The organism is Exiguobacterium sp. s163 (assembly GCF_018617135.1).
Lineage (GTDB): Bacteria > Bacillota > Bacilli > Exiguobacteriales > Exiguobacteriaceae > Exiguobacterium > Exiguobacterium profundum.
On sequence record NZ_JACSJN010000004.1, the window covers coordinates 93200 to 108407 of the forward strand.

Annotated in this window: 14 protein-coding genes; 6 read left to right on the forward strand and 8 right to left on the reverse strand. The window is 48.8% G+C overall.

The annotated features are described in order from the left end of the window. Nucleotide 1 precedes the first annotated feature (1 nt). From KNO71_RS11430 to KNO71_RS11445, 4 genes are all read right to left on the reverse strand, one after another. A complete protein-coding gene (locus KNO71_RS11430) occupies nt 2–925 on the reverse strand; it encodes an AAA family ATPase (protein ID WP_214688729.1) in 924 nt (307 codons plus the stop codon). After that, nucleotides 922–1692, reverse strand: coding sequence for a hypothetical protein (locus KNO71_RS11435; protein WP_214688731.1), 771 nt, complete (start codon nt 1690–1692; stop codon nt 922–924). Before KNO71_RS11435 ends, KNO71_RS11430 begins: the two co-directional genes overlap by 4 nt. Before the next feature lie 199 nt (nt 1693–1891). Further along, nucleotides 1892–2362 (reverse strand): DinB family protein, encoded by a 471-nt coding sequence (locus tag KNO71_RS11440; protein WP_214688733.1) that lies wholly within the window; start codon nt 2360–2362, stop codon nt 1892–1894. A 105-nt stretch (nt 2363–2467) separates the two neighbouring features. After that, on the reverse strand, nt 2468–3730 hold the full coding sequence (locus KNO71_RS11445; protein ID WP_214688735.1) for an NCS2 family permease: 1263 nt from the start codon (nt 3728–3730) through the stop codon (nt 2468–2470). Between the two features lie 282 nt (nt 3731–4012). Here KNO71_RS11445 and KNO71_RS17795 point away from each other — a divergent pair, with 282 nt between their 5' ends. The 4 genes from KNO71_RS17795 (at nt 4013) to KNO71_RS11460 (ending at nt 6889) form a co-directional block, all read left to right on the forward strand. Next, a complete protein-coding gene (locus KNO71_RS17795) occupies nt 4013–4135 on the forward strand; it encodes a hypothetical protein (RefSeq protein WP_255349577.1) in 123 nt (40 codons plus the stop codon). 370 nt (nt 4136–4505) lie between these two features. Continuing rightward, nucleotides 4506–5066: a VanZ family protein gene (locus KNO71_RS11450; RefSeq protein ID WP_214688737.1), complete on the forward strand. Its 561-nt coding sequence runs from the start codon at nt 4506–4508 to the stop codon at nt 5064–5066. A 19-nt stretch (nt 5067–5085) separates the two neighbouring features. Next, nucleotides 5086–5766, forward strand: a complete 681-nt coding sequence (locus KNO71_RS11455) for a response regulator transcription factor (protein WP_214688739.1) — start codon at nt 5086–5088, stop codon at nt 5764–5766. Continuing rightward, nucleotides 5756–6889, forward strand: coding sequence for a sensor histidine kinase (locus KNO71_RS11460; protein WP_251030097.1), 1134 nt, complete (start codon nt 5756–5758; stop codon nt 6887–6889). Before KNO71_RS11455 ends, KNO71_RS11460 begins: the two co-directional genes overlap by 11 nt. Before the next feature lie 147 nt (nt 6890–7036). Here KNO71_RS11460 and KNO71_RS11465 read toward each other — a convergent pair whose 3' ends face one another. From KNO71_RS11465 to KNO71_RS11480, 4 genes are all read right to left on the reverse strand, one after another. Further along, complete coding sequence (locus tag KNO71_RS11465) at nt 7037–8542, reverse strand: PH domain-containing protein (RefSeq protein WP_078146902.1); 1506 nt, start codon at nt 8540–8542, stop codon at nt 7037–7039. Next, a complete protein-coding gene (locus tag KNO71_RS11470; RefSeq protein ID WP_214688743.1) occupies nt 8539–9066 on the reverse strand; it encodes a PH domain-containing protein in 528 nt (175 codons plus the stop codon). The genes KNO71_RS11465 and KNO71_RS11470 overlap by 4 nt, the downstream gene beginning before the upstream one ends. Nucleotides 9067–9131: 65 nt before the next feature. Beyond that, nucleotides 9132–9803 carry a WGR domain-containing protein gene (locus KNO71_RS11475; protein ID WP_214688745.1) on the reverse strand — a complete coding sequence of 224 codons (672 nt, stop codon included), beginning with the start codon at nt 9801–9803 and terminating at the stop codon, nt 9132–9134. Between the two features lie 68 nt (nt 9804–9871). Next, nucleotides 9872–10963, reverse strand: a complete 1092-nt coding sequence (locus KNO71_RS11480) for an FUSC family protein (RefSeq protein ID WP_214684309.1) — start codon at nt 10961–10963, stop codon at nt 9872–9874. Between the two features lie 175 nt (nt 10964–11138). Between KNO71_RS11480 and KNO71_RS11485 the strand changes: the two genes are divergently transcribed. Next, nucleotides 11139–11759, forward strand: a complete 621-nt coding sequence (locus KNO71_RS11485) for an NAD(P)-dependent oxidoreductase (protein ID WP_214688747.1) — start codon at nt 11139–11141, stop codon at nt 11757–11759. A gap of 16 nt (nt 11760–11775) precedes the next feature. Beyond that, on the forward strand, nt 11776–15162 hold the full coding sequence (locus tag KNO71_RS11490) for a dynamin family protein (RefSeq protein WP_214688749.1): 3387 nt from the start codon (nt 11776–11778) through the stop codon (nt 15160–15162). Nucleotides 15163–15208: the final 46 nt, after the last annotated feature.

Genomic DNA, 15208 nt, shown 5'->3' on the forward strand with positions numbered 1-15208 from the left:
GTTACACCTTTTCGACGGGGACAGTTACGGACTCGAGTACGTCCACCAACACTTGTCGCTTCGTCGATTTGATGTCCCCTTCAAGGGTGAGGGTCAATCGGTGCGAGAGGACATGTGGTGCAACGGCTTGAACATCTTCAGGCGTGACAAACTGACGGTCGTTCAAGTACGCATAAGCTTGTGAGGCCTTGACGAGCGCGAGCGTCGCCCGTGGGCTCGCCCCGACTTCGACTAACGGATGTTGCCTCGTCTCGTGGATGAGTGCGAGCAAATACGTGACGACATCTTCATGAATCCGGATATTTTCGACTTCCTCTTGTGCTTCTAAAAAAGCTTCATTCGTCATCAAGGCATGCACTGTCTGTCTCGTCTTTGAAATCGTCTGTAGAATCAAGTTCCGCTCTTCATCTGCCCCAGGATATCCGACTTGAAGGGACATGAGGAAGCGGTCGAGTTGGGCGTCTGGTAGGGCGAACGTTCCTGCCGACTCGATCGGGTTTTGCGTCGCGATGACGAAGAATGGTTTCGGTAGTTGATAGGTGACGCCACCGATAGAAACTTGGCGTTCTTCCATCGCTTCAAGCAAGGCGGATTGCGTTCTCGGAACGGCGCGATTCACTTCATCGATGAGTAAAATATTCGTGAAGATCGGTCCGGTGCGGTTCTCGAACGTCTGGGTCTGCATATTGAAGAAGTCTGAACCGATGATGTCAGAAGGCAGCAGGTCGGCTGTGAATTGAATTCGGGCGAAGTCTGCCTCAAAACTTTTGGCGATGCTTTTCGCAAGTAACGTCTTCCCCGTCCCAGGCACATCCTCTAGCAAGATATGGCCGTTCGCCAGTAGGGCTGTGCAACATAATTTTGTGATTTCCGGTTTACCGAGGTAAATGCGGTCTAATTGGTCCAATACGTGTCGGATGGTCATGAGTTCGACTCCTTTTGTGTGCGTAGTAGGTATTCATCAAGTTGTTGGGTGAACGCTCGCTCACGTTGTGGTGAGATGTTTCCATCATCATAACGTGTCTCTAAATAGATAAGTAGGGATGCATCGAGCTCGATTCGTTTCGCCCAAGTCGACAACGTCTCAGTTGGGCGACGACGTTTATATGGAGGTAACGCTGCTTCGAATTGAATCAACTGCTTTCGGATAGCCGATGCTGGTAATGGATGAACTGTTCGGTTTATCTTCATCGACGCGTTGTCAGAAATCACTAGCGAGTGACCCTCGATAACTAACTCTCCCTCCTCGCTTTGTTTCTTCGAGGGGCGTCGTTTTTTCCAGAGCCACCATCCGAGCAAGATAAGCAGTCCGGTAATCATGTATGGGAGGTAGGAAACGCTGCTCGTCTCTTCTCCTGACGGATTTCCGTAAGAAGGGGATTGGTCATTGATCCGCTCTTTCGGTGTACCACCTGAATCCTCTTCTGAGTCAATCATTGCTCCGTCTGGACCGTTCCCTTCTGGTTCTTCATATGGCGCATCCCCACACCAAAAGTTGACATCCGTCACTTCGAAAATCCCTAAAAATTTTCGTTTGTCATGACAGTCCGTGACCCAACTCGTAATCTCGCTCCCTGAGATATCTAATGATTGGTAGTAACGGTATCCCAGTTGACCGGAATAGGAGATGAGGGCGACCAGTAGTAGGGAGAGTAGAATCCCTGATACAAAGAGTGTTTTTGCTTGCTTCATGGGTGTATCCGTTTATGTATAGTCGGCTTGATCGCGTTCATCTGATATACGGCTCCCCTCATAGATTTAATACCTTTTATTGGAAATGGATTTAAAAGGATTATATCACAAGTATTGGCGGAATATTCAGTTATTTTCAGACAAGAGAAAAAGCCCGTTCATTGAACGAGCAGTTGATCTATAGACTCATAAATTTTTTTCATCGCTTGAGAATAGACTCGACTTGCTTCATATGGTGTCGGTCATGCTCGATGAACTCCCCGATGATTACATGTAACGAGTAGGGGACACCTTGATGCGGATCATGCGAGACACCATTCGCTGTCGTTTTGTAAGTCAGCGCTTCTTCGCTTAAGGAGTCAAGCATCGTGACGAGTGTTCGCCGACTATTGATGGATTCCTTTAGTACGGTCTCACCTGTCAACTTCTCGGCCCTTTTCGTCGCCCGCGCGTTGAACGAGTCAAAGTCAGGGAATATCATCCCTTCGCCGTTCTTCACCGATGGGATGATGACATTCAACAGATGATTGTCCCAATGGGCGATATGTAAGACGATTTGCTTTATGGACCACTTCTCCGAGTCGCTCTGTTTGTTCCAATCAGATTCACTCAGCTTTTCTAACGTCTTGAGCCATTCTGTGTACGCTGCGAATTCTTGAATAACTTGCATCCAATCCCCTCCACGTTCGCTTTAAATTACTGCGATTATAGCACGAACGAGTCTTTTTAAATCAAAAAACGGCATCGTTCGAGATGAACGATGCCGTGCGTGTCTCTATAACCAGACTGGTAATGAGAAGAAAACTAAGAATAACACGGTCAAGACACCGACGACCGGACTGAGTGACCGGTAGCCCTTTTTGAACAAGACAATCATCGTGTACGCGATGAACCCGAGTCCGATACCATCGACGATGGAATACGTGAACGGGATCATGATGATGACGAGAATCGCCGGGAAGGCATGTTCCCAGTTATCGAGCGGCAGATGCTTCACGTTCTGGAACATCATCATCCCGATGATGATCAACACCGGAGCGATCGCCGTCACAGGAATGATGGCAAAGAGCGGTAGCAATAAGAGCGATACCACATACAATCCAGACGTGACGAACGAAGCGATCCCGCCTCTTGCCCCGACAGATATCCCGGCAGCCACTTCGACCGTCGAGACCGTCGGGCTTGACCCGAACATTGCCCCTGCCATCGTCGAGAGACCTTGCGCTACAAGACCTTTCGGCGCCTCTTCTTTTTTGCCGATTGCCCGTGTCTGATTCTGAATCAAGCTGATGTTTTCAATCAACAAGACGAGCGTAAGCACACCGACCGCGACGAAGAAGAGTGGAGATGTCGACTCGGCGAACGAGATATTCCCAAATACCGTGCCGAACGATTCGAAGAACGGTGTCAACGCGAAGCTTCCCGTCCAATCGAGTGTTCCCATCACGGCACTGAGTCCGACACCGAAACCAATCGTCCATAGGAAGCTGCTCGGCCCCATCTTCAAGAACAGTAAGATGGCGACGAAGAGTGACAGGAATGCGACTTGGACGTCACGCTCCCCGAGATCACCGATGTGAAGCAATGCCCCACCCCCGCCTGAGACGATCCCTGCCGCCTCGAGCCCGATCAAGATGAGGAAAAGGCCGAGACCGACCGTCAATCCGTCATGAATAATCGGCGGGAACGCGTTCGCCAATTTCCTCGCGACTTTGGTGACCGTCAATAGTACGACGAGTACACCTGAGACGAATGAGACGGCGAGCGCACTTTGCCAGCTCAATCCCATCTGTAGGACGAGCGTGTACGTGAAGAGCGCATTAATCCCCATTCCCGGTAACAAGAGAAGCGGTAGATTGAAGAATCCCGCAATCAATGTCCCGATGATGCTTGTCAAAATCGCTCCGACGAGCGCCCCCTCGAACGGGAGTCCGGCTTGTGTCAAGATTGCCGCATGCACGGCCGGGATGTATGCTGTCGCCAGAAAGTTCAGCACGCCCCCGTATGTTTCTGTTTTCCATTCTGTTTGTTTTGCCATAGGAATCAATCCTTTATTGGCACCCTCACCCACCCGTGTATACACACGAGATTGATTATATCCTGTCAGACATCTAACAAGCAAGAGTGATTCGACTCAATTCCTTCTTTGGACCCATTCATGAGACCGATTCCATCAAAAGATTCATTTTATAAAACAGGAACGTTTGTTCTTGTTTTCAGCGCATTTTTGCGAACAAATCTGTTATAATGAAGAAGCAGGTTAACGCAGCAATAGTGGGGTCAGCCGCCAAGTCCACAATGGAGGAAGGCGGTGGTGCGGATGGAACAACTTTGGACCTGGGTTGGGGATTATGTCATGATCCCAATCCTCGCTCCGATCATCGTTCACTTGGTGATTCACCGAACATCCGATCGTGCAACGTCTGAACGCACAAAAAAATGACCCCCTCGGCGCAATGAGATGGGTCACTTTCTGATTCACTAACCATTGTGGCGGCTGGGACCACTCTTAAAGTGGTAGCCTGTAAGCCAGAGGCCGGTGTGTCCAGCACCGGTCTCTTTCTACTTGCATCATATCATACTTGTTCCCATTTTTCAGTAACAGAAACACAAAAACGGTGAAGTTGACGTGACGAATGATAGCTGTCCGTCCGACATCATTCAGAGACCACGTTTCTAAGCCCGTTGTTCAACAGTTCGAGGCAGAGCAAAGCGCTTTGCCTTTTTTAGATTTCATTTATGACTCCTTTAAGAATTCTTTAAATCTGCCATTTACAATGAAGACAGTTCAAATTCTTAGGAGGTTCATTCCCATGTATAATCAGAATTATTCAGTTATGTTCACAATCGAATCAAGGGTCGTTCTCATCCCACTCGCCATCCTCGGACTCATCACGTTACTCGTCTGGTCGTTTCGCAAGAAACATGTAAAAGCCGCACAAACTATTTTACTTCTATCATTCGGGATATACTTATTAGGCGTCCTTCACTTCGTGTTTTTCCCGATTGACGTCAATTTAGGAAAGTATGCGAATCAAGTTCCGTGGTGGAGAACGATTAATTTTATTCCGATTTTGACCATCGATGTGTATTCATTTGTGCTGAATGTCGTGATGTTCCTCCCGTTCGGCTGTTATCTTCCATTTTTGAAACCGTCGATCACGAAAAAAGAAGTACTTAAATTAGGATTACAGTTTAGTCTGATCCTTGAATTGATTCAATTATTGGTGCGCACGACACTAGGCAGTGGACGAAGCACGGATGTGAATGATTTATTGGCAAATGCGTTCGGGGCGCTCTTAGGGTTCTTACTCGTTCGCTTCGTCGTCCAATACGCCCCGTTCCGACGTTTGTATCAGAATTTCCAACTTTAATTCGCGAGGGAGTTTCAGCATGACAAAAATCTTGTTAGTGGATGATGATGTCCAAATCGCAGAACTGATTGATGTGTATGTAAAAAATGACGGGTATCACACGACGATGGCAACCGACGGGAAAATGGCGCTTGACTTGTTCAACCAAGAATCGTTTGACTTAATCATTTTAGATTGGATGATGCCTCGGATGGATGGGCTTGAATTTTGTAAGCGGGTGCGCCAGACGAGCCAAATTCCGATCTTAATGGTCAGTGCCAAAGTGGGTGATATGGATAAGATATTGGGATTGACGACGGGAGTCGATGACTACATCATCAAACCGTTCAATCCGCTCGAGTTGATGGCACGTATTAAAGCATTGCTGCGCCGTTCAAACTATAACCGACCAAGCGAGTCCTCAAGTGTACAAGCTGGCCCTTTCCTCATCGATCGAGCCAGCCACACCGTCATGATACAAGAGCAGACGATTCGATTGACTGCACGTGAATTTGAGATTTTGTATTTACTGGCGAAACATAAAGGCCGGGTGTATAGCTCTGAAGAAATATTTGAGGCTGTCTGGCAAGAGCATGGGGTCGGGTCGAACCAGACGGTGATGGTTCATATCAGTAACATCCGCGAGAAATTACATGCTGTCGTGCCACATGAGGTCATCATTCATACGGTGTGGGGAGTGGGATATAAAATTGAGACATAATATCTGGCGCGTCATCACGTTCATCCCGATGTGGAAACGTCTGCTGTATGTAGTTATTGCTTTCGGGGTCGCCACATTGAGCGGTATGCTGTTACTGCCTGTCGTCTGGTACTTTGAAGAGTCATCACGATTTATGGAGAGTCTGATCATCGTGTTGTCGTATTTCCGTGAAGGTGTGTTCTTCCTATTTTATAGTTTGATGGTCGCCGTTTGTCTTGTGTTGATTTATCAATATGAGCGTAAACGATATTTACAGTTTCACATTGAGCGGATGACTTCACTTGTCGAAGAACTCCACGCCGACCGTGATTCGGTTGAACCATCTGTCCCGCCAGAGCTAGAACGATTGATGGCAACCGTACGCGCCATCTCGGACAGTGCGGCAAAAGCGGAGCAGGAAGTGCTTCAAGCGGATCGGTTGAAACATGAGCTCGTGACGAACGTCGCCCACGACTTGCGCTCCCCCCTCACGTCAATCACGGGTTATCTTGACTTGATTCACAGCGACCGTTACCGGGACGAGGTGGAGTTGCGTCATTACATCCAAGTCATCCATGAGAACGCGACCCATCTGAAAGGCTTGATTAACGATATCTTTGACTATACATTTCTGCAAAACGACCGGATCGCCCTCCAGACAAGCGAGGTCCGTCTCGATGAATTGCTCAATCAGCTCATCATGCAGTCGACGTTACGTCTCTCGGAAGTTGGAATGGAAGCTCGATTCAGCTCCTCAGCCGAACGTCCCATCGTGGAAGGGGATGCGTTGAAGCTCGTCCGTGTGTTTGAGAATATACTCGAGAATGCGATTCGTTACGGGCGTGACGGAACGTATATCGATATGTTCATCGATGATACGGATGAAGCGGTCCTTATCAACATGACGAACTATGGCGAGGAGGCCATCCCCTCCCGTGACATCCCTTACGTGTTTGAGCGATTTTTTAGAGTGGAACAGTCACGTGCGCATTACACCGGTGGATCAGGTCTCGGTCTCGCCATCGCCAAGTCCATCATCGATTTACACGAGGGCGAGATTCACGTAACGAGCCAACCAAGAGAAACAACGTTCACAATCATTCTCCCAAAAGTCTCTCCTCATGCTGTTCATGAGAAAGCATGACCCGTGTGACCTACACGCGCAATGCTTTTTTTCGTGCTCACGCAAAAGATGATCAACTTCAAGCTCATGATTGTGCGATTGCATGAAGACGATATAAAAAGACAAGCCCAATCGCACTACGCGACTGGGCTCGTCGATAATCGGGCGTTAACCCGGTGTTTTCATATCTTCCTCTACCGTATAGCGAGAGAACCAGTGCAACATGGCTTCTGCCTCTTGCTTCGGGATGTCCTCGATCATCTCATTCGACAACAAGCCACCCCGTGTCGAGAACAGGACGTTACATACATCGAAACGGCGTTGGAGCGGTGTCTGAGTCACTTGGACCTGTTCGATTCGCGGCTTGTCCGTCAAGAATGAACTGACGTTGAAGGCCCCGGTCCGCAGCTCAATGAACTGACCATTACGAGCGTAACGCGTCGTCACATAGCTCAACAGTCGACCGCCGATGATGATGGCCCACAACAGGACGAGCCACCAGGCGTAATCGCGGAAGAAGTACAGAACGACACCCGAGACGAGGATTCCGACCCAGCTGATGCGTAGCAGTTTGACCCAGAGCGAACGTTTTGGCAAGCGATGAAGCGTGTCAGACCACACGAACTGGTCGAAGTGCTCGTTTAACACGGTCATCGCCCGCTCCCGTTTCACGAACGGGAGGATGGTTGACGACTCGTCTTTCAAGTCGTCCATCGTCCCGGCCGCGACGAGTTCGACACCTACGATGTTGAACCAGCGCCGGATGAACGTCTCTTTGACCCGGACCGCTTGAATCTTCTCGTATGGGATCTCTTTGGCGGAACGGTTGAGCAGTCCTTTCTCAACGCGGATGCGGTCCCCGCGTCGTTCGAGCCGGAAATTCCCGTACTTCAAGAAGTTGATGACCATGCCGATGACGACCGACAACATCAGGACCGACAAGACGAGCAGACCGATCGCGATGATTGACGCGTGGACGACCCAATCGCCGATCGTATCGAACGTGCCATCGAGATTGATGAAGTCATCGATCGACGAGATGATTGTCGAAGCGACCGGGAAGATGGCGAATACCGATAGTGACGTCAACGAGGCGATGATGATCTCTCTGGTCGAGAGGGCGTACAGTAAACGGCTCGCCGGTTTTTCAATCACCACCTGTGTTTCGGTCGCGTCTGTCTCCCCTTCTGCCGGTACGTCGGTTTCGGTCTTCCGGTGACGGACCTGGTCGAGGATGTCCTCGAGCCGTTTTGCCTCATTCGGGAAGACGCCCGACAATTTGAACGAGGCGTCGTCACTGTTCGCGTTCGTATCGAACGTCAATTCGACGACCCCGAGCAGCCGGTACAGGAATGGGCTGTTCGAGTGGACGCTCTGAATCTTATAGAGCGGCAACGACTTCTCTTTCTTGATCCAGTTACCGTCGATGACATATACCGTCTTCTCGTCGAGCGCATAACGGAAGTTGAGCCAGCCGAAGAACTTCTGCAAAATATCGAGCAAGAGGAACAGCAGAATCCCGACGCGCAGGATGATACCGAACGTCGAACTCCAGTCATTGTTGATGACGAACAACAACACGAGCGGGATGATGAACGACTTGATGACCTCTAAGACACGCAACAGCAAGACGCGACTCGGCAGGCGATGCCATGTGAGGGCGGCTTCCGTCATATGACATCCTCCTCCTCGATGCGGGCATAGACCGCAATCTGTTCACGGAGCGACTTCGCGAACGATTCTTCAATCGCGTAGATGTCATGTGACCCGGCGGCCGTACCGATTGTGATCGTCTGCAGACCGTACTTTCGAAGCAGCGGTCCTTGTTGGGCGTGGACGTATTGTACTTTCGTCATCGGGATCAACACATCGTGCGTCGTGATGATGCCGTGATGCAGGCGAATCTCGAGTGGTTTCACGTCATACGTGAACCGCTCTTGCTTCCACTTTTGGAACCAGATGAGATCAATCAGGCTATAGACGACATCGATGACAAGTAGCACGATCAAACCAATCTGTATCCAAGTCGACCAGTCGAACCAGTAAGCGGCCGCCACGAGAGCTCCTGTGACGAGAAGTCCGATGAGATAAAAAATCGCACTTGATAACCGAAAGACCGACCGTGCCTCAATCGGAAGCGTTCCGCTGATTCGTTGTGGTGTGACACCTTCTTCAGGTGTCGGTGTTGTTTCTGACATGGTGAATCCCCCTATCGTTCATATGTATCTGTCTCTATTGTATACGTGTTTCTTCTCGAAAAGTTTCAGGATTCGGTCGGGAATGTACTTAAGCGTGCATATAACTCATCAAATATAGACTGATCCTCTATTTCGAAAGCTTGTTTTAATCGATGGATGGCTGCTAACCCTGCCACTTTCAAATCATCCGTCAGCTTTCCCGTCATTTTTATGGAAGCAAACGCACCCGCGACGATGACTTGATCACATGTATAGGCATATTCATACGTTGACCAATCTTCTGGACCGGAAACATCTCGATCAATCCAACTTTCAATTAAGGCGTAAGCGTATGAAAGATAACAAAGGTCTCTATCCTTTCGGAGCACTTCTTCGTACATAGCCAATGCATCGGCTCCAGCATCATTCCCGAACGGAGCATATTCTTCCGTACAATCCACATAGAATTCATCGTTGAAACATTCCTGATATTTCGGATGAGAGGTCAGAAAACTCGGTCCAACTTCCGGGTCATCCACATACATATGTTTGTTCCAATCAAAAGGGGATTCAACATATCCTTTTCTCAATTTTTGACGAATGAGTTTTTCCGCTTCTTTCATACATTCCGAATCGGATTCAAAAGATTTTACTTGTACCTTTCCGATTGTCCCAATTTTTCCGTAGTTTACAGCAAATTCATCACCTATAACGATGATGTTCCAATACTTTGTGATGTGTTGAAAAGACTTCTTCATCCTCAATGCCCTCTCTTCTATACGAAAAATAACTCTCTTAAAAAACGAGCCGAATATCGGCCCGATTCTCAGTCTTCAAAAAACCATTTCTTACGTGGTTCCACTTTTAGGTTGTCTCCATGTTTCTTCATTTCAGTGACAAGGTAGCGTTCGAGTTCATTCATTGCTTTGACCCAGTCAGTCATCGTCGCCACGAGCGGCACGACGATGAGAATGAGTTCTTCCTCTTCTTCTCTCATCTTCTCAATCATTAACTTCGCAAAGTCAAAGTTCTCATGGATGAGATCCTCTTCTCGATCGATGAGGTGCTCGTTCTCGAGCTCGTAGGCTGAAAACAGACGCTCATGTCGCCGCAACAAGTGACGAATGTGGCGATACAGCTCTTCGCTCAATTGTGGAGGAAGTTGTTCAATCGTATGAAAATCATGATCGAGCTTCTCGATGACATGGAGCGCGGCACGGTTCGTCTCAATCATTTTAGACTTCAGGACAGCTCGACGAAAGATCGGGGTCTTCTTCTCAAGCCATCGATTCGCTTTAATTTCTTCTTCAAAATAGGCATACGTTTGTTTTGAGTCGCTATGCAACTTTTTCGCCTCTGGTAACGATTCGAATGAGGAGCGGCCGCCTTCCGTCTCCGCAAACAAGCGTGCGATCCGAACAACCATTTGAAATGTGTCGGTGATTTGGGCTTCGAGTTTCCGTTCGTAGCGAGGTGGGAACAACAGTGCATTCACAATCAATGCGACCGTAATCCCCATCATAATGAGTAGATAACGTTCACCCGCAAACACCCACACTGGCATATCCGACTGGCTCGCCCCTTCCATGATGAGAATCGTCGTCAAGATGACGGTCCGTGTCGTCGATTCTAAATTTAAAAAGAGAAGAATGGAGATGGCGATGATGATGACGAATCCGATAGCGATTGGTGTCGGATTCGGAGTGAGTAGCAGAAATAAGACGGAGAGTAATGCTCCAATCAGGTTCCCTTTCATCTCTTCAATTAATCGTAGTCCGGTCTGATAGACAGACGGAAGCAGTGCGAGCGATGCGGCCAGTGCCGGGACGACGATTTGTTGGAATTGAAATGCCTCGGCAATCAGCAAGACGATTGCGACCGATAGTCCGGTCTTAATAGTTCTAGCCCCAAATTTCATGTAGTGGTGCCTTCCTCTCTTACACCTGTCATATGTATTTTTTGCCTTCTTCTTCAATTCTAAAACGTACCATATTCTTTTCAAGTGGAAATGAACCATTTCAGGCAGTTTTGTGAACGCTTCCGTGTTATGATGGCGTTGGATATTTCTTTCATCTTGATGGGGAGGGGTTTACTTGTCAACAATTGCTTTATTCGGCGGAAGTGGCCGTACAGGGGAACGGATACTTGAGCGTTTATTAAATCAAGGACATGACGTCAAACTTTTAACAAGACATTCGATGGATTCTAAGGAGGGTGTCAACCAAATCATCGGAGACGCGACGGACCAAGCAGCAGTACGAGAAACGGTTCAATCTGCAGACGTCGTCATCTCGGCGTTAGGGACGGACAAACAGAACGTATTGTCTACATTCACACCACTCGTGATCGAAGCGATGAAACAATTTAACGTAACACGCATCATCACGGTCGGGACCGCCGGCATCTTACAGGCTCATGATAGCGACAACTATCGCTTTGAAACGAAAGAATCGAAGCGTACGATGACAACCGCAGCCAAAGATCATGCCCGTGCTTATGAGTTATTACGGGATTCAGGTTTAGCCTTCACAATCATATGTCCGACTCAACTGATCGATGAGCAATCGGACGGAGACATCATCATCTCAAAAAAGGTATTAGGCACGAAACAATCAGGTCCAATCTCGAGGAACGATGTCGCCGATTTAGCAATGGATTGTTTAACGAATGATGCATATGTCGGACACCGTGTCGGCATCACGACGGAATCATAATTAGGGGATGGGAAACATGCACGAACAACGAGAACAATTAGCACGACTCGCTTTAACGTTTGAACAAGAGGAGATGACGGACGCTGCACGACTCGCTCGGACAGCCCTACAAAAAGTAACGAATGAAGAAGTCTGGATTGCCGTCTGTGGTCACTTCTCAGCCGGGAAGTCGACATTGCTCAACGACTGGCTAGAGGACGGATTCCTTCCGACAAGTCCGATTCCGACGAGTGCGAATATCGTCACATTACGAGGTGGAGAATCTGCGGCAGCTGTCGCGATCAATGATACGGACTGGATTTCATTAGACCCTTCTTCCCTATCAAACATCAGTGACTATTGCAAAGTCGAGGAAATCAAGGAAGTTGAGTATACGATTGACCGATTCCCATTTGATGAACACGTCGTGTTGATGGATACGCCAGGGATTGACTCAACGGATGAACGACATCGCCAAGCGACGGAGCGCTCGCTCTTCTTGGCCGATCATTTGTTCTTCATGATGGACTACAACCATGTCCAATCGGAACAAAACATCGGACTGATGAAACAATTTAGCCGGGAAGGACGTCCCTACTCCATCATCATTAACCAAATCGACAAGCATGATGAGGATGAGCTTTCCTTTGTGGACTTCAAGGCGTCATTGACGAAAGCATTCCGTCATCATGACATCGTTCCAAATGACACGTTCTACATCTCACTTCGTGATTTGAAGCATCCACATAACGAAGTCGAGCGCTTGCGGTCGTATGTGCGACAAGTCATCACGGACTCGAGACAGCAGCAAGTTGAGCATGCGGATGCATTGATTCATACGCTAGTCCGCCGCAACGAAACATCGATTCAATCGACGTTGGATCAATTGCCAACTTATGAAAAGAGTCCGAAGGAAATGCAGTCACGTCTACATCGCCTTGAAAAGAAACGGGCATGGTGGACATCATTCCGTCGCGAATTCTTCAAACATCAGGCACCAATCGTCGAAAGTGCACCGATCATGACTTATGAGTTCCGTGAGTTATTACGCTCTTATCTCGAGAGCTGTTCTCCTTCTTTCAAGGTCGGACTATTTTTCTCGAAAGAGAAGACGAAGCAGGAACGAGCTCGTCGTGAGGAAGTGGCCGCCAAAGAGTTCAACCGTCTGATTGATATGAACTTACGACCGCACCTCGTGAAGTACGCGGAAGACATCATCCGAGATTTGAAACTTCCAGAGACCTTGCTACCGAAAGGCGATGTCCTCCCGATTGCACCGAGCTCACTCATCACCGAACAAGTGAAATCCGGCGCATCCCTAAGTGGTGACACGGTGTTACAGTTCAGTCGTGACATCGAGACGGCCCTTGCGTCATGGGTGACGAAAGTATCTGAACCTTGGGTCCATTCGACGGATACGTACATGAAAGCGGAAGTCGACATGCGCTTGGAACAATTTACGACTGAAGAGGAAGCGTTGTATGAAGCGCTCGATACGGAAGCGTTACGGATTCGTCTTTCGAACCGTCTGAATGCTATCGGTCAATATGAAGTGTTGCAACTTGATTCGAATCAGTTAGATCAGTTGGCCGTTCGAAACTATGTCGACGCGACGTACCTTCCTGAAAAACAGTCGAATGTTGTTGAATCAGAGGTTGCATCAACGTCGATTTTAGATGATGATCAGGACTTGTTTGATTTTAATTTTTCTTATGAAAATGCGGTATGTGAAATATTAGAGAATCATCCATTGTTCCGCTCCCGTGTCTCGACATTACGTAAGAAAATCGAGCGCGCGAAGCATGAGCAATATACGTTCGCCATCTTCGGAGCATTTTCGGCTGGAAAGTCCTCGACTCTCAATGCGCTATTCGGTGAGACGGTATTACCGACGTCCCCTAACCCGTTGACGGCATCCATCACAAAGATCGTCCCGCCGAACGGACGGACGAATCGAACGGCATCGATCACCTTCAAATCACACGATGAACTCGAAGAAGAGTTACAAGGTTATGGGACTTCCCTCACCTCGCTCGATGTCGACCACCCGTTCGTCAATGCGGTAAAAGCGGCACCGCTCGATTATCTCGGACAAACGGTAATCGTCGACTATGACACGTTCTGCGCGTTCGTCGCACAAGAAGAGAAAAGCTGTATCGTGAAAGAAATCGAACTATATCTCGACTCCCCTTGGGCACGACGTGGTATCGTCTTCGTCGATACGCCAGGTGCCGATTCACAGTTCAACCGACATAGCGAGGTACAGTTCGGCTACATGCGTGACGCGGACGCCGTCTTGTTCGTCACGTACTATAATCATGCGTTCACGGAAGCGGACCGGGAGCTCGTCATTCAGCTCGGACGGGTCCAAGGGACAGGAGATCACGAGATGTTCTTCCTCGTGAACGCCTCTGATCTTGCGACAGATGACGAGGAGCGGGATGCGGTCACAAGCTATGTCTCACAACAGTTGACCGCGCTCGGTGTTCGGAGACCAAGCGTTCTCCCCATCTCAAGCCGAAACGCCATGCAGGGGGATGACGAAGGATTCGATCGATTCGTCTCAACACTTGAACGCTATGTCGACAAAGACCTTCGTCTCGCCAACGCGATGCGTATACAGGAAGAAACGACAGCGCTACTCGCTGCATTTGATCGTGTTTTGAATGAAGCGAAAGAAGACGCGTCGGCGAAAGAACATCGTCGCCAGCAGTTAATCGCTTTACTCGAGAACCCACCGGCACTCGATGTGTCAGCACTCATCGATTTGTTTGACCGGGAAGCGAAAGAACTCCTCGCCCATCTCGAGACGCGTTCGCTCCTCCGCCTCTCGGACTTCGTCAAGGAAACGTTCCATCCGGTCGAGGTCGATGGGTCAAGGAAGAGCTTGGAGCGTGCCCTCGGACGGACACTCGATAAGTATGCCTATGACATCCAACAAGAGCTCCAAGTGTTCCAATATCGGTTGGAGCGATACGTTAAACGCGAGTTCGTCGCCTTGGTCGAACGATTGACAGAACGTCAAGCGTCTCTCCTTCCGACGCTTGAATTCGACCGAGATCTCGACGTGGCATGGCTACGAGAGGCTATCGAACCGATTCATCTCGAGACATCACCCTATCAGTCGGTGTTGAAGCGCTATAAGAATGCGAGTCAATTTTTCGAGGGAGACGGACGGACACAACTGAAAGATGAGTTGACCTCACTGCTTCGCGATATGATTCGGTCGCGTCTTGAAACGATTCACTCGAAACAAGTCGAGCGGGCCAACGAAGAAATCAAGAAATCCGAAATCGAGATTGAACGAGAATGGTCGACTCAAGTGACGGAAATCGCCGATGCAGAGCTCAGCATGTTGACGGACAACCATTCCTTTGATGAGATGCATGAACGTCTCGAGTCGCTCAGAAAGGAAACCGTATGAGTACGTTACTACTAATCGGACTCATTCCCGCTGTCGTTATGACGAT

Excerpts from the sequence above, each read along its gene's own strand:
- KNO71_RS17795 (WP_255349577.1), top strand. The coding sequence starts at position 4,013 with ATGGAACAACTTTGGACCTGGGTTGGGGATTATGTCATGATCCCAATC.
- KNO71_RS11435 (WP_214688731.1), bottom strand. The coding sequence starts at position 1,692 with ATGAAGCAAGCAAAAACACTCTTTGTATCAGGGATTCTACTCTCCCTA.
- KNO71_RS11470 (WP_214688743.1), bottom strand. The coding sequence starts at position 9,066 with ATGTCAGAAACAACACCGACACCTGAAGAAGGTGTCACACCACAACGA.
- KNO71_RS11430 (WP_214688729.1), bottom strand. The coding sequence starts at position 925 with ATGACCATCCGACACGTATTGGACCAATTAGACCGCATTTACCTCGGT.
- KNO71_RS11480 (WP_214684309.1), bottom strand. The coding sequence starts at position 10,963 with ATGAAATTTGGGGCTAGAACTATTAAGACCGGACTATCGGTCGCAATC.
- KNO71_RS11440 (WP_214688733.1), bottom strand. The coding sequence starts at position 2,362 with ATGCAAGTTATTCAAGAATTCGCAGCGTACACAGAATGGCTCAAGACG.
- KNO71_RS11450 (WP_214688737.1), top strand. The coding sequence starts at position 4,506 with ATGTATAATCAGAATTATTCAGTTATGTTCACAATCGAATCAAGGGTC.
- KNO71_RS11465 (WP_078146902.1), bottom strand. The coding sequence starts at position 8,542 with ATGACGGAAGCCGCCCTCACATGGCATCGCCTGCCGAGTCGCGTCTTG.
- KNO71_RS11455 (WP_214688739.1), top strand. The coding sequence starts at position 5,086 with ATGACAAAAATCTTGTTAGTGGATGATGATGTCCAAATCGCAGAACTG.
- KNO71_RS11445 (WP_214688735.1), bottom strand. The coding sequence starts at position 3,730 with ATGGCAAAACAAACAGAATGGAAAACAGAAACATACGGGGGCGTGCTG.
- KNO71_RS11475 (WP_214688745.1), bottom strand. The coding sequence starts at position 9,803 with ATGAAGAAGTCTTTTCAACACATCACAAAGTATTGGAACATCATCGTT.
- KNO71_RS11490 (WP_214688749.1), top strand. The coding sequence starts at position 11,776 with ATGCACGAACAACGAGAACAATTAGCACGACTCGCTTTAACGTTTGAA.